Source organism: Bacillus sp. CH140a_4T, assembly GCF_008923725.1.
GTDB lineage: Bacteria > Bacillota > Bacilli > Bacillales > Bacillaceae_G > Bacillus_A.
The window spans coordinates 163,833-178,519 of record NZ_WBPF01000006.1; the positions used below are offsets into that span (position 1 = coordinate 163,833).

A 14,687-nucleotide genomic window follows, 5' to 3' on the forward strand; every position below is an offset into this window, starting at 1 on the left:
AAATTTACAAATAGGACGAGCATGTCCCAACGAATAGAAAGGTCTTTTTCCATGAAAACAAACAAAATCATTAAAAACGCCTCCTACCTCTTTGTAGGAAATATTACTGTTCGATTTGTACTTGCTATTGCAACCATTCTCTTTGCAAGATATGTTTCACCAGATGAGTATGGGAAGTTTACAGTTGCATTAGCAGTTTCCGCTGTCATTTGTTATTTTACAGATGCAGGTTTGACACATACGTTTATGCGTGAAGGAACGAGAAGCGACGCTAACATTAGCGTATTAATAAGTAGTTATTTACGGATTCGTTTAGTGTTAGCTATCGTAATTTCTGTACTCTTCGCTATTTTCGCTCAGTTCTTCTACACTGATGCTTACTTACGTACCATGGTATATTGGGTCGTACTACCAACCATGTTTGGAGCCACTTTACAAGGTGTTGGGATGGCTTATTTCCAAGTAACAGAGCGTATGCAATTTACAGCGATTATTTCTGTACTACAAGGTGTAACAGCCGCAGCCGCTCTTATGCTAGGGATGTCATTTCAATGGTCACTTATGATGATCGCTGCCATGTACGGAATATCTAGCCTTGTAACAGGGCTTATCGCTTTCTTAATGGTACTCCGCCATACAAAAGTTCATAAAGGCTGGGACAAAGGAATTTTAGATCAACTGCTTATTTTCACAATTAATGGCATTATTATTATGCTTTTACCGCAGTTAGGTCCTATTATATTAGAAAAAGTTTCAATACATGAACAAGTTGGATTCTTTGGGGCTGCCTATAAAATACCTGCTGTACTTTACCAAATACCTGGTGTAATTGCAGCAGCCTTTTATCCAAAATTATTCGCTTTCGGAAATGAAAAAAATATTGAAGAACATAGAAGGCTATCTCAGTTTGAATTAAAACTTATGTCCTTCTTAGGTATGGGAATTTCTATCCCATTTATTGCCAATCCTAGTTTTTGGATTGTAACTTTATTAGGTGAAGAATATGCACCAGCTGGTGATGCACTTGCAATTTTAGCCTTTATGGTCATTTTACAATCTATCAACTATCCACTTGCCGATAACTTAACAACAATCGGACAACAGTGGAAGCGTGCGACAATAATGGGAATTGGATTGTTTGTTGCCATCATAAGTTACATCATCTTAGGTAGCAAATTTGGAGTGATGGGAGCTTCTGTAGCAGCTGTCCTTACTGAAGTTACTTTATTAATTGGATTTACTTTATTTGTCCGTAAAGGTTTCGGGCTATTATTTAAAGGAATTATATTTAATAGTCTCGCATTTATAATTAGTTACGTTCTATACCGTACAATATTAATTAGTTTGCCACCACTAGTAGCTTTAACGCTTACCGGTATATTGTACGGCATTATCGGCCTTGCCATTGATCCACAAATACGTGGGTTGCTTTTAGGGTTCGTAAATAAAAAGCTCGGCAAGAACATAGCATAAAGCGAAACTTTAATCAGTGGCAGTTTTACTGTCCGTTAATGCGGGGTAAAAGTCGCTTTCTTTCTCATAAATTCGAGAGAGAAGGCGACTTTTTATTTACTGTTATTACTCATATATATAATTGTTTCTTTTAATCCTTCATAATATGGAGTTTTAGACAGAACGCCTATATATTTTTCCGAAATAATAAAAAAATCTATTTTCAAAAATATACATTTTTGAAATGATAGCATTCTATCCAAGAATTTAGTATCATGATTCAAGACACTATTTAGAAATGAACGGAGGACATTATGAGCTTATTAACTGTTGAAAAATTAGGTCATACATTTGGTGATCGCACATTATTTAAAGATGTATCCATGCGCTTACTCGCAGGAGAGCACGTTGGATTAGTTGGGGCAAACGGTGTTGGGAAATCAACATTTATGAATATAATTACTGGTCAGCTTATCCATGATGAAGGTCGTGTTGAATGGACACCTGGCACAAATTACGGTTACTTAGACCAACATACAATTTTAACACCCGGTCGCACAATTCGTGATGTATTAGCAGATGCATTTTTACCTTTATTTGAAAAAGAAAAAGCATTAAATGAAGTTGCAGAAAAAATGGGAACTGCTACACCAGAAGAATTAGAAGAACTTCTTGAGGAAATGGCAGAAATTCAAGATGCTCTTGAAGCAGGCGGTTTCTATTTATTAGATATTAAAATTGAAGAAGCAGCGCGTGGACTTGGAATTGACGCAATCGGTCTAGATCGTGATGTTGCTGCATTAAGTGGTGGACAACGTACAAAAGTATTACTTGCAAAGTTATTACTTGAGCAACCAGAAGTATTACTATTAGATGAGCCGACCAACTATTTAGACGTTGAACATATTCATTGGTTAACAACTTATTTAAAAGAATATCCACACGCATTCCTATTAATTTCCCATGATACGGAGTTTATGAATAAATGTGTTGATATTATTTTCCATCTCGAATTTACAAAAATGACGCGTTATACAGCGACATATGAAAAATTCTTAGAACTAGCGGAGATGAATAAGAACCAACATATAAACGCTTATGAAAAGCAACGAGAGTTTATTAAAAAGCAGGAAGATTTTATTGCGAAAAATAAAGCTCGTTACTCAACGACTGGCCGTGCAAAGAGTCGTCAAAAACAACTTGATCGTATGGAACGTATCGATCGTCCTGAAACAGCTATTAAACCTGAATTCTCCTTTAAAGAAAGTCGTGCAAGTAGCCGGTTTGTCTTCGAAGGGGAAAATGTAGAAATTGGATATACACATCCGTTATTACCGAAATTAACGATGACAATTGAACGTGGTGAAAAAATTGCAATTGTTGGATGTAATGGTGTCGGTAAGTCAACACTATTAAAAACGATTTTAGGTAAGATTAAACCATTAAGCGGGAAAACTAGTCTTGGCGACTTCTTAAACTCATCATACTTCGAGCAAGAAGTGAAAGCTGATAATATAACACCAATTGATGATGTTTGGAATACATTCCCTAGCTTAGACCAACATCAAGTACGTGCAATGTTAGCAAAATGTGGTTTGAAAAACGAACATATCTCTCGTCCGTTGAATCAATTAAGCGGTGGCGAACAGGCAAAAGTTCGTTTATGTAAACTAATGGGTGAAGAAAGTAACTGGCTACTCTTTGATGAGCCAACAAACCACCTTGATGTTACAGCAAAAGAAGAGCTGAAAAAAGCGATGAAAGCATACAAAGGAACAATTCTTCTTGTATGCCACGAACCAGACTTTTATGAAGATTGGGTAACAAAAACTTGGGATGTAGAAAAATGGGCCCAAGAAAATTCTTAACCACCTGAAATCATCCTTTTACACACCTAGTGTGTAAAGGGATTTCCCCTTAAAATAGCAATTAAATTCAATAAGGAGTTTTTACTTATAATGCAAAGTCCATTTTTTCTAAAACTTAATACATTTTGTGTGAAATCCTTGTTAGTGCTATGTCTCATTATTTCTGCAGCTATTACATGGCAATCAGTATACGTAGTTAGAGAACAAGCCCACACTCGTTTACTTATTATAGTCCCAATTATTATTATGATAGGGCTTCTATTTTTATTAATTGGCTATATTTCTAACAAATATATGTCAAAACTAATATTCACTATTTCACTTATCATCTTAGCTTTCTCTATTCGATTCATCTGGGTTCTTAATATCCAAACTCCTGTCGAATCGGATTTTGCTATGATGTACAATGGTGCCGTGCAAGCAACTAAAGGAGATTTTAGTTTCGCCCAAAGTACATATTATACTTCATGGGTTTATCAACTTGGATTCACAATGTACCAAGCTTTTATTATTAATTTATTTGGCGAAGGAACCTTCCTTCTAAAGTTCTTAAACGTATTATATTGCACAGGAACAACATTACTCATTTACAAAATAACTTCTCACATCTTTAATGAGTGGTCTGGACGTCTGGCTGGTTTACTATATGCAATATATATCCCAAGCATCGTATTAAGCTCAGTCCTAACAAATCAACATTTGGCTACATTCTTATTTTATCTTGGGTTTTATTTATTAATTACAAAAGGCTTAAGCCATAAATATATGTGGATTTTTATAGGGATTTCGCTTTCTTTAGGTGATATCATGCGCCCACTTGGTGCTATCATCCTAATTGCAGTAACTATTTATGTCTTTTTACAAGGTATGTTAGGGAAATCAAAACAAGATATCTTCACTTCCATTAAAAAACTTTGTGGAATTTTCGTCGTATTTTACCTTGTACATTACATTATAAGTTATTCATTTATATCTGCTGGAATTACACAATATCCACTATCTAACCGTGACCCTCTCTGGAAATTCACAGTAGGATTTAACCATGAAACAAAGGGTGGCTATTCTGCAGCAGATGCAGAATATATTATGTCCCTTGAAATCGGTGAAGAACGCAAAGCTGCTGAAAAGAAGCTGATTCAAGAACGACTGGCTGATCCACAAAAAGTTTTATCTTTATTTGGTGATAAGTTCACACTCATGTGGGCAGATTACGACTCCGCTCCATTATGGAGTTTACTGACACTTGGGGACACAGATAATGATATGATTACTTTAAAAGATGACCTTACGAAATATGAAAAGTATATGTACATTACAGCTATGCTCTTTAGCACATTGGCGCTTGTTTATCTCGTGTTGACTAAGCAAAATAACACGCATTATACACTATTTTTATTGTTGATAATCGGTTACATAACTGTTCATTTCTTAATTGAATACCAAACAAGATACCGATACTTCATCATTCCTAGCTTTACGATTATTCAAAGTTACGGGCTATATTTATGCTATCGATTTATATCGAACAGAAAGTCTTCAAAAGTGTAACTTTAATTAATAAGTATTTTATTATTAAAATAAATGAAAATGAAATAGAAAAGGCATGAGCCCGGTGCAATACCGAACTCATGCCTTTTTATTTATATCTATATTTTCTTTTTTACTGTAAGCGTAATTTATACCAAAGGCAGACAAAATTATCATCGGTATTGTAGCTGAATAATGATATCGTGATGCCACTTCTACTAATAACTGCGCCATTGTTAACCCTATTGTATATAAGCAAATCATAAATAGGATAGATTTAGTTTTATTTTTTATCATTATTAATACACCTAATATTGAAGTCACAATTAAGAAGTAATAAAAAATATTAGATGCCACGGTATATCTTACTACATTATCTAATGCAGGCTCGGCGTAAGAAACTGCCGCACTATCTTCACTTAAAAAGACAAAGAATTTATCCGAAAATAATTTCATAAAATCGATATTGTCGTTTAGTATTCTGTTCTTCGCCTCTTCTAGCATTTTTTGTTGAGAATCCTCAGCAGTCCACCCTGGTTTATTATTATATTCAAACAACAATTCTGCATCTGGCATATTCCATTTTCCGGATTCAGCCTGATTGAACCCTACATAAACATTATATCCTGGTGCTGATGCTATTTCTTCACCTAAACGTAATGTTATATACTGATTGATCACCGAAGAAAAAATAACATACCCAATAACGATAACTCCTACATATACTACCTTGTTTAATAATATTTTTTTATTTCCTATGTGCTTCGTGTTAATAATAAATAACCATATGACTAGGGCTATAATTGGAACAGCTGCAATTGGTCGTACCATATTCATTAATGCAAGTAGTGCCGCTAATAAAATCGAGTACACAAGTAATTTTTTTATACTTATATTGTGAATCTTCTCATGAACGCTTATCATAACTGCCCAAATTAATAATAGTATTGTACAATACAACGGCTCTGACAATACAAACATGTTATAAATCGTTTGTGAAGGCAATACTATCCATAAAATACTAGCTGTTATGGCTGTTCTAACTCCACCAATTTTTCTAGATATAACATATATTAATCCCATTGATATTGTAGTTAAAACAACATTTACGATAGGCGCTACCATATGACTAGCTCCAAATATTTTTAAGAAAATACTTAAAAATGAGGCGTAACCAAAAATATGTGGAAATAATGCAATATAATTATTATCAATAACAAATTCTTTACTCAATGCTTCTGCAGTATAATAAAATGTAGCATAATCAACTAATGGCTGAATTTTATATGTAAGAACCCACGTTAATTTAACTGCTAAGCAAATAATTACTAACACAAAAAAGCATTTTTTCTCATTTAATTTTTCTAGATATAAAGAACTTTTTCTAAGTACATAAAACCCAATTGTACATAAAAATACGACCCCAGTTACTATCATTGTGTAATTATATTTTTGCGTATCCGAAAAATAATCCACCACTAATATTGAGGCAAAAAAGACATATATTATGTATACTGCACGTGTAGAAAGAGTCGATAACCCTTTTAAAAATAATTTCAATACAATCTACTCCTTTAAACATTGGTACAAAAATACCGTTATATACTGTATAAAACTGAAGAACTTTATCATCTTAATAAATGTTCAAGTATCCCCGATAATAGCGTACAAACCACATCACACATCACTATACATGAATCAGGTTGATATTTCCATATTCAATTCTTTATATTTAATCAATTGAATAAACATTTATACAAATAAGTATATATATTTGATTATACGTTTAAATTACAAAAACATTAGATTTACTCAATTGCATTAACGTTTCAATATAAACTATGCTATAATTGATAGTTGTTATGTAGATAACCTTTCTACATTTCCTGTTTTATTTATATATTTTATAAAGATGAGGATACTATTATGGAGAAACTCTTAAAGTTTGGTTTAGTAGGAATCTTTAATACGCTCATTACAATTATTAGCTTTTGGATATTATTAAAATTTGGAATGAACTACCTTATTGCGAATACCATTGCCTATTTAATTGGTGTTGCCAATAGCTACTATTGGAACAAGAATTGGGTGTTTAAACCTAATAATAAAAGCACGTCAATGTTCTTTAAATTTCTAACTGTAAATTTAATTGTATTGGCTTTTAATACATTATGTTTATTTATATTAGTAGATAAACTTACCTTTAATGCATTAATTGCACAAATCTTTGCAATTGGTGTCGGAATGGTTATAAATTTTGTTCTTAATAAAATTTGGACATTCAACCAAACTGAAAAGGCTACTAATTAAACTTGAACAACTTATTAAAACTACGGAGGATACAACATGCAAAAATTAATTTCGGTTGTAGTTCCTATGTACTTCGAGGAAGAAGTAGCGCAGGAATGTTATAACCGTTTAAAGTCCGTTATGCTTCAAAATGATATTAATTACGAGTTTGTCTTTGTAAACGACGGTAGCACAGACCGTACAATGGAAATCTTATCTGAGATTGCAGCAAATGATTACCGTACAAAAATCGTTAATTTTGCACGTAACTTTGGACATCAAGTAGCCGTTACAGCTGGTATTGCTGCTGCAAAAGGTGATGCTATTGTAATTATCGATGCAGACTTACAAGATCCACCTGAAGTTATTCCTGAACTTATTGCAAAATGGGAAGAAGGATATGAAGTTGTTTATGCAAAACGTAAACAACGTAAAGGTGAAACTTGGTTTAAACTTTTAACAGCTAAATATTTCTATAAATTCTTAAACTACATGTCTGATATCGATATCCCAAAAGATACTGGTGATTTCCGAATCATCGACCGTAAAGTAGCTGATGTTTTTAATCAAATGACTGAGCGCAATCGCTTCATCCGCGGTATGATGTCTTGGGTTGGCTTCCGCCAAACTTATGTTGAATATGAACGCGATGAGCGCTTTGCTGGTGAAACAAAATATCCATTAAAGAAAATGATTAAATTTGCATCTGATGGCATTATTGCATTTTCAACAAAGCCATTACGTATCGTTATGTCTATAGGTTTATTATCAGTTCTCATTTCAATAATTGTCTTACTATATACAATTACTGTAAAAATTATTGGCACTGGTACGCAAACAGGTTGGGCGTCTATTATGGTCGCTATTACATTCTTTAGCGGCATTCAGTTACTTGGTCTTGGAATCGTCGGCCAATATATTGCTCGTATTTATGACGAAAGTAAGAACCGTCCGATTTATATCGTAAAAGAGACAATCAATATTGAGCAAGAAGAGACTACACAAACAAAAGAAACAGTGAATGCATAATAAAAAAGGTAACAATGAGAACTATCATTGTTACCTTTTTATATTGTAATAGCCCATGAGCCTCAAACGAAATTCTTTTAAAGTTGGATATGCTTCTAAATTAAACAACATCCCTTGGATAACTGGAATTCTTGGATTTTGCATTCTCATTTCTGCCTCCAAGACATCTAATGTAACAAGCAATTCCTCATCTTCAAGTTGATCAGCTAATGTGCGTTTAAAAACAATAATTTCCTTTAAAAAGTGTTCCTTCACCTGCTCTTTAATAAGCTCTGATTTACAAAGGAATTCCCCAAGCTTTTCTTCATGTAACACGGGTTCTTCTGAGGATTCTACCAATCCATCTACTAAATCATCCACCCTTTTCAAAATAAAAGCAGAGACATAAGATAAATCAATTTCTGGAGCCTGTAGAATAATTAATTCTAAATATCCGCGGTAGATCCCTTCTACCATAATTACTAAATCTAATAAATATGGTATAACCTTTTCACCATAAATGGACAATAAACTATTCCGATAAAATGCGTGGGACTCCAATTTCATCCGCATCATAAATTCTTCCACATCTTTATTAAAAGGAATAGCATTTTCCCGTGCATGCATAATAATAAATTCTTTATGCTTTTGTATATCGTTAAACTGACAATGCAATTGCTTTGTGAATTTTTCACGCGGCAATAACGATTCTTTTTCAATATCCATCATTTTATTTTGAATCTTGTCATAATAATATCGAAGTGTCGCTAATAAAAGCTCGTCTTTCGATTTAAAATATAAATAGAAAGCTCCCTTAGATATACCGCAAGCTGTCACAATTTCCTGCACTGATGTCGCATTTACACCCTTATTCGCAAATAACTTCATAGCCAACTCTATAATTAAGCGCTCTTTTTCTTTCATATTGTCTCTCCTAAATTTAATCTCGCATCTTACCATAAATATATCTCGCTATTTACAGATAATAAATTATTCACTGATTAAAGTTTCACTTTTATTATACCATCTCTTTTCATTGACTACTGACCAATCAGTCAGTTATATTATGTATTAGACTGACCAGTTGGTCAATACAATACAAAGGGAGCGCAAACATGAACAAAATCATTAATTTCTCGTTAAAAAATAAGTTCGCGGTTTGGCTACTAACCATTATCGTTACCATTGCAGGTATTTATTCTGGGCTGAACATGAAGCTGGAAACAATTCCTGATATTACAACACCAATTGTAACAGTAACTACGGTTTATCCTGGTGCTACACCGGAAGAAGTAGCTGATAAAGTTTCAAAACCGATGGAAGAGCAACTACAAAATTTAAGTGGTGTAAATGTTGTTAGTTCATCATCTTTTCAAAACGCATCTTCTATTCAGGTAGAATATGATTTTGATAAAAATATGGAAAAGGCCGAAACCGAAATTAAAGAAGCTCTCGCAAATGTGAAAATGCCAGAAGGCGTAAAGGATCCGAAAGTTTCACGTGTAAACTTCAATGCCTTTCCTGTTATTTCGTTAAGCGTAGCAAGTAAAAATGAATCTTTAGCTACCTTAACTGAAAATGTAGAAAAAAATGTTGTTCCAGGATTAAAAGGACTTGATGGAGTCGCATCTGTTCAAATTTCAGGCCAACAAGTAGATGAAGTACAACTTGTCTTCAAGAAAGATAAGATGAAAGAATTAGGTTTAAGTGAAGATACTGTAAAAAATGTAATTAAAGGATCGGACGTATCTTTACCACTTGGCTTATATACATTTAAAGACACGGAAAAATCAGTTGTTGTAGATGGAAATATTACGACAATAAAAGCATTAAAAGAATTAAAGATACCGGCTATACCTTCATCACCGAGCGGTCAAGGTAATCAAAATGCTGGAGCTGGGGCACAAATGCCGCAAATGAATCCAGCCGCTATGAACGGGATTCCGACAGTTACATTAGACGAAATTGCTGACATTAAAGAAGTCGGAAAAGCGGAATCTATTTCCCGTACAAATGGAAAAGAAGCAATTGGAATTCAAATTGTAAAAGCTGCTGACGCGAATACAGTTGACGTTGTAAATGCAGTTAAGGATAAAGTAAAAGAACTTGAGAAAAAATATAAAGACTTAGAGATTATTTCAACATTCGACCAAGGTGCACCTATTGAGAAATCAGTAGAAACAATGCTGAGCAAAGCTATTTTCGGTGCTATCTTTGCGATTGTTATTATTATGCTGTTCCTACGAAATATCCGAACAACATTAATCTCTGTCGTTTCCATACCACTTTCTTTATTAATTGCTGTATTAGTCATAAAACAAATGGATATTACACTTAACATTATGACACTCGGAGCAATGACAGTCGCTATCGGGCGCGTTGTGGATGACTCCATTGTTGTTATTGAAAATATTTACCGACGAATGTCGTTATCAGAAGAGAAACTGCGCGGGAAAGATTTAATTCGTGAAGCTACGAAGGAAATGTTCATCCCAATTATGTCTTCTACCATTGTAACAATTGCTGTATTTTTACCGCTTGGACTAGTAAAAGGTATGATTGGTGAAATGTTCTTGCCATTCGCCTTAACTATTGTCTTCGCTTTATTAGCATCGTTACTAGTAGCAGTTACAATCGTACCAATGCTAGCTCACTCTTTATTTAAGAAAGAGAGCATGAGGGAAAAAGAAGTACATCATGAAGAAAAACCAAGTAAATTAGCAAATGGGTATAAACGTATACTTGCATGGGCTTTAAATCATAAAATCATTACATCAAGTATCGCTGTCCTTCTATTAGTTGGTAGTCTTGCACTTGTGCCAGTTATCGGTGTAAGCTTCTTACCATCTGAAGAAGAAAAAATGATCATTACAACGTACAATCCTGAACCAGGTCAAACGTTAGAAGACGTTGAAAAAATTGCAACGAAAGCCGAGAAGCACTTCCAAGATAATAAAGACGTGAAAACAATTCAGTTCTCATTAGGCGGAGAAAATCCAATGAGTCCTGGTCAATCAAATCAGGCAATGTTCTTCGTGCAATATGATAACGATACGAAAAACTTCGAAAAAGAGAAAGAACAAGTCGTAAAAGATTTACAGAAGATGTCTGGAAAAGGCGAATGGAAAAACCAAGATTTCGGAGCGAGTGGCGGTAGTAATGAAATTAAACTATACGTTTACGGAGATAGCTCAGAAGACATTAAACCTGTCGTAAAAGATATTCAAAATATCATGAAGAAAAATAAAGACTTAAAAGATATAGACTCTAGTATCGCAAAAACATATGCAGAGTACACTTTAGTCGCAGATCAGGAAAAACTAAGTAAGATGGGTCTAACGGCTGCACAAATTGGGATGGGACTTTCTAATCCACACGATCGCCCTGTTCTCACAACAATTAAAAAAGATGGTAAAGATGTCAATGTATATGTAGAAGCTGAAAAACAAAATTATGAAACTATAGATGACTTAACCAATCGAAAACTTACAACACCACTTGGTAACGAAGTGGCTGTGAAAGATGTGATGACTGTAAAAGAAGGAGAAACTTCAAATACAGTGAAACACCGCGATGGCCGTGTTTATGCAGAAGTAAGTGCAAAACTAACATCTGATGATGTTTCAAAAGCATCTGCCGCGGTTCAAAAAGAAGTAGATAAAATGGATCTTCCTTCTGGCGTAGATGTTTCTATGGGCGGCGTTACAAAAGATATTGAAGAATCATTCAAGCAACTTGGCTTAGCGATGTTAGCTGCGATTGCCATTGTATACTTCGTTCTTGTCGTTACATTTGGCGGTGCCCTTGCACCATTCGCAATTTTATTCTCGCTACCATTCACAATTATTGGGGCTCTTGTTGCCTTATTAATCTCTGGTGAGACATTAAGTGTATCTGCAATGATTGGTGCGCTTATGTTAATCGGTATCGTTGTAACAAACGCAATCGTGCTTATCGACCGCGTTATTCATAAAGAAAATGAAGGTCTATCAACACGTGAAGCTTTATTAGAAGCTGGTGTAACACGCCTTCGCCCGATTTTAATGACTGCAATTGCAACAATCGGGGCTCTTATCCCGCTTGCATTAGGATTTGAAGGTAGCGGCTTAATTTCTAAAGGGCTTGGTGTAACAGTAATTGGTGGATTAACAAGTTCAACGTTATTAACACTTCTTATTGTTCCAATCGTTTATGAAGTATTAAGCAAATTTAAAAAGAAACAAGCAAAATAACAAAAAAATAACCTCGCTAACTGCGAGGTTATTTTTTATTTCCGAATAAGATTAGGAAATCACCATAGCCTTCTTTCTCTAATTCCTCTTTTGGAATAAATCGAAGGGCTGCAGAGTTAATACAGTAACGAAGACCCTCTGGTCCTGGACCGTCTGGGAATACGTGCCCCAGGTGTGAATCTCCTTCCTTACTTCTCACCTCTGTACGCGTCATATTATGACTCACATCCATTTTTTCTTTCACACTAACTGACATAACTGGCTTCGTAAAACTAGGCCATCCACACCCGCTATCAAACTTATCTAAAGAAGTAAATAACGGTTCTCCTGAAACGATGTCTACATAAAGTCCTTCTTCTTTATGATTCCAATACTCATTTCGAAATGGTGGTTCTGTACCATTTTCCTGCGTTACATAAAACTGCATCTCATTTAGTTTTTCTTTTAAATGAGTATTATCTTTTGGCCAATGTTGCTTAATAAAAGCATCTCGTCCCGAGCCTTTACGGTATAGCTCGTAGCGGAATGTATTTTTCTTATGATATCCTTGGTGATAGTCTTCAGCCGGATAAAACGTAGCTGCTGGCAATATTTTTGTCGCAATTGGCTTTGAAAAGCGTCCACTCTTTGCAAGTTCTTCTTTTGAAGCATCTGCTTTTTTATGTTGTTCTTCATTATGATAAAAAATTACTGTTTCGTAAGACTGTCCGCGGTCGTGGAATTGCCCACCTACATCAGTCGGATCAATTTGTCTCCAATATATATTTAATAATTCCTCATACGGCATTTTATTTGCATCAAATGTAATTTGTACTGCCTCATAATGTCCCGTCGTTTCTGAACATACTTCTTTATATGTTGGACTCTCTTTATGACCACCTGTATAGCCAGAAACAACCTCTATAATTCCTTCCATCTCTTCAAATGGTGAAACCATACACCAGAAGCACCCTCCAGCAAATGTAGCTAACTCTACCTTTTCATTTACAGCCATTCTTTCACCCCTATTCTATGTTCTTCTTACAGTATGGCATAAGGAACGTCATGTTATAAAAGAAAAAGCATCGAACATCGATGCTTTTTCTTTACTTCACTTTATTTTTTTTGGCGTCATTCTCCATTTCATCACTTGTCACATCTAAGACATCTAATAAGAAAATGAAGATTGGAATACCGATAATTAATCCCCATACACCTAAGAAGTGTTCTGAGAAGATTAATACCATAAATGTATAGAAGATCGGTAAGTTTGTTTTTTGCGACATAAACTTCGGATTTAACACGTAACTTTCAAGTGCGTGAATCACTGTTACGATAACTAAAATATAAACAACGTACATAATACCGCCGATATTGTAAGCAATCATACAAAGCGGGAATAACGAAATGATAACCCCAGCTACTGGAATTAAACCGAGTAAGAAAATCATTAACGCTAAACCTAATAATTGCGGGAATCCTAATATCCATAGTGCAATAACGGATAAAACACAGTTAACAACTGCAATTAAAAATTGTGCTTCGATTACTTTTCCGAATGAACGTGCGAATTTCTTACCAAAGTACTCAATTTCAGTATAAAAAATGGCAAGTCGGCTTTCTTTAAATTTTGCAGTAAAAGCAACGATACGTGCTTTCTCGAGTAAAAAGAATAAACTTAAAATTAAAGAAAGTAACACTTGAAGGCCAAATTTCCCAACATTCGTAATCGATTTATACAAAATGTCAACGCCTTGTCCTACATATTTCGAAAGTTCCATATGATTGACAGCATTCACTGCATACTTAATTAATTCACTATCTGGTGGGTTTCTTAAAAATACGTTAAATTGATAAATCAATTGTGAAATTTGTATCGTTAATACTGGTAAATATTTAAATAGCGTAATAGCAATTCCACCAATTAACATTACATATAGAAACGCTATAATGAGCTTTCGATTAATGGGCATGAAATGATCTAATTTGCGGGAAATAAACTTTTGGAATCGATCCATTAAATACGTGAGAATAAACGTAATTAAAATTAAATTCAACATACTTTGCAGCCCGTATAACACGAGAGCAAGTATTACTAATACGAGAAACCTCTGAAATCCTTTGCTTTGAAACAGGTTTTTTATTTGCATAATCGACGAGTACTCTCTCCTGTCCTATAAAGTAAAACGTTAATAAGTAGATTTTTTCTCTCTTCTCTACCTTTAATTATTCATTCATATAAAGATTTTTATAAGCTTATTATAGATCTCCCTTAGCAGATCCTATAGTAGCTTACTTCTTATTTTACAATACAATGACCTAATTCAAAACG

The 14,687-nt window shown here is 34.3% G+C and carries 10 protein-coding genes; 6 read left to right on the forward strand and 4 right to left on the reverse strand.

What is annotated here, in order from left to right:
* Positions 1 to 51 precede the first annotated feature (51 nt).
* The 3 genes from F8162_RS07265 (at position 52) to F8162_RS07280 (ending at position 4,868) form a co-directional block, all read left to right on the forward strand.
* Positions 52 to 1,473, forward strand: coding sequence for an oligosaccharide flippase family protein (locus F8162_RS07265; RefSeq protein WP_151630111.1), 1,422 nt, complete (start codon positions 52 to 54; stop codon positions 1,471 to 1,473).
* A gap of 293 nt (positions 1,474 to 1,766) precedes the next feature.
* Positions 1,767 to 3,320 (forward strand): ABC-F family ATP-binding cassette domain-containing protein, encoded by a 1,554-nt coding sequence (locus tag F8162_RS07275; RefSeq protein WP_151630110.1) that lies wholly within the window; start codon positions 1,767 to 1,769, stop codon positions 3,318 to 3,320.
* Positions 3,321 to 3,410: 90 nt separating this feature from the next.
* Entirely contained in the window at positions 3,411 to 4,868 is a 1,458-nt protein-coding gene (locus tag F8162_RS07280; protein ID WP_151630109.1) for a glycosyltransferase family 39 protein, read from the forward strand.
* Between the two features lie 78 nt (positions 4,869 to 4,946).
* Here F8162_RS07280 and F8162_RS07285 read toward each other — a convergent pair whose 3' ends face one another.
* Positions 4,947 to 6,407, reverse strand: a complete 1,461-nt coding sequence (locus F8162_RS07285; RefSeq protein WP_151630108.1) for a glycosyltransferase family 39 protein — start codon at positions 6,405 to 6,407, stop codon at positions 4,947 to 4,949.
* A 366-nt stretch (positions 6,408 to 6,773) separates the two neighbouring features.
* Here F8162_RS07285 and F8162_RS07290 point away from each other — a divergent pair, with 366 nt between their 5' ends.
* Positions 6,774 to 7,157 (forward strand): GtrA family protein, encoded by a 384-nt coding sequence (locus F8162_RS07290; protein WP_000413281.1) that lies wholly within the window; start codon positions 6,774 to 6,776, stop codon positions 7,155 to 7,157.
* 36 nt (positions 7,158 to 7,193) lie between these two features.
* Positions 7,194 to 8,165: a glycosyltransferase family 2 protein gene (locus F8162_RS07295; RefSeq protein ID WP_151630107.1), complete on the forward strand. Its 972-nt coding sequence runs from the start codon at positions 7,194 to 7,196 to the stop codon at positions 8,163 to 8,165.
* A 30-nt stretch (positions 8,166 to 8,195) separates the two neighbouring features.
* Here F8162_RS07295 and F8162_RS07300 read toward each other — a convergent pair whose 3' ends face one another.
* Positions 8,196 to 9,068: a TetR/AcrR family transcriptional regulator gene (locus F8162_RS07300; protein WP_151630106.1), complete on the reverse strand. Its 873-nt coding sequence runs from the start codon at positions 9,066 to 9,068 to the stop codon at positions 8,196 to 8,198.
* A 191-nt stretch (positions 9,069 to 9,259) separates the two neighbouring features.
* Here F8162_RS07300 and F8162_RS07305 point away from each other — a divergent pair, with 191 nt between their 5' ends.
* Positions 9,260 to 12,376 (forward strand): efflux RND transporter permease subunit, encoded by a 3,117-nt coding sequence (locus F8162_RS07305; protein ID WP_151630105.1) that lies wholly within the window; start codon positions 9,260 to 9,262, stop codon positions 12,374 to 12,376.
* 28 nt (positions 12,377 to 12,404) lie between these two features.
* Here F8162_RS07305 and msrB read toward each other — a convergent pair whose 3' ends face one another.
* Positions 12,405 to 13,370: a peptide-methionine (R)-S-oxide reductase MsrB gene (msrB, locus tag F8162_RS07310; RefSeq protein WP_151630104.1), complete on the reverse strand. Its 966-nt coding sequence runs from the start codon at positions 13,368 to 13,370 to the stop codon at positions 12,405 to 12,407.
* A 91-nt stretch (positions 13,371 to 13,461) separates the two neighbouring features.
* Positions 13,462 to 14,505 carry an AI-2E family transporter gene (locus tag F8162_RS07315; RefSeq protein WP_151630103.1) on the reverse strand — a complete coding sequence of 348 codons (1,044 nt, stop codon included), beginning with the start codon at positions 14,503 to 14,505 and terminating at the stop codon, positions 13,462 to 13,464.
* Positions 14,506 to 14,687 lie beyond the last annotated feature (182 nt).

Bases quoted from the DNA above. Each gene is read 5' to 3' on its own strand.
- F8162_RS07265 (WP_151630111.1), top strand. From the start codon at position 52: ATGAAAACAAACAAAATCATTAAAAACGCCTCCTACCTCTTTGTAGGA.
- F8162_RS07275 (WP_151630110.1), top strand. From the start codon at position 1,767: ATGAGCTTATTAACTGTTGAAAAATTAGGTCATACATTTGGTGATCGC.
- F8162_RS07280 (WP_151630109.1), top strand. From the start codon at position 3,411: ATGCAAAGTCCATTTTTTCTAAAACTTAATACATTTTGTGTGAAATCC.
- F8162_RS07290 (WP_000413281.1), top strand. From the start codon at position 6,774: ATGGAGAAACTCTTAAAGTTTGGTTTAGTAGGAATCTTTAATACGCTC.
- F8162_RS07295 (WP_151630107.1), top strand. From the start codon at position 7,194: ATGCAAAAATTAATTTCGGTTGTAGTTCCTATGTACTTCGAGGAAGAA.
- F8162_RS07300 (WP_151630106.1), bottom strand. From the start codon at position 9,068: ATGAAAGAAAAAGAGCGCTTAATTATAGAGTTGGCTATGAAGTTATTT.
- F8162_RS07305 (WP_151630105.1), top strand. From the start codon at position 9,260: ATGAACAAAATCATTAATTTCTCGTTAAAAAATAAGTTCGCGGTTTGG.
- msrB (WP_151630104.1), bottom strand. From the start codon at position 13,370: ATGGCTGTAAATGAAAAGGTAGAGTTAGCTACATTTGCTGGAGGGTGC.
- F8162_RS07315 (WP_151630103.1), bottom strand. From the start codon at position 14,505: ATGCAAATAAAAAACCTGTTTCAAAGCAAAGGATTTCAGAGGTTTCTC.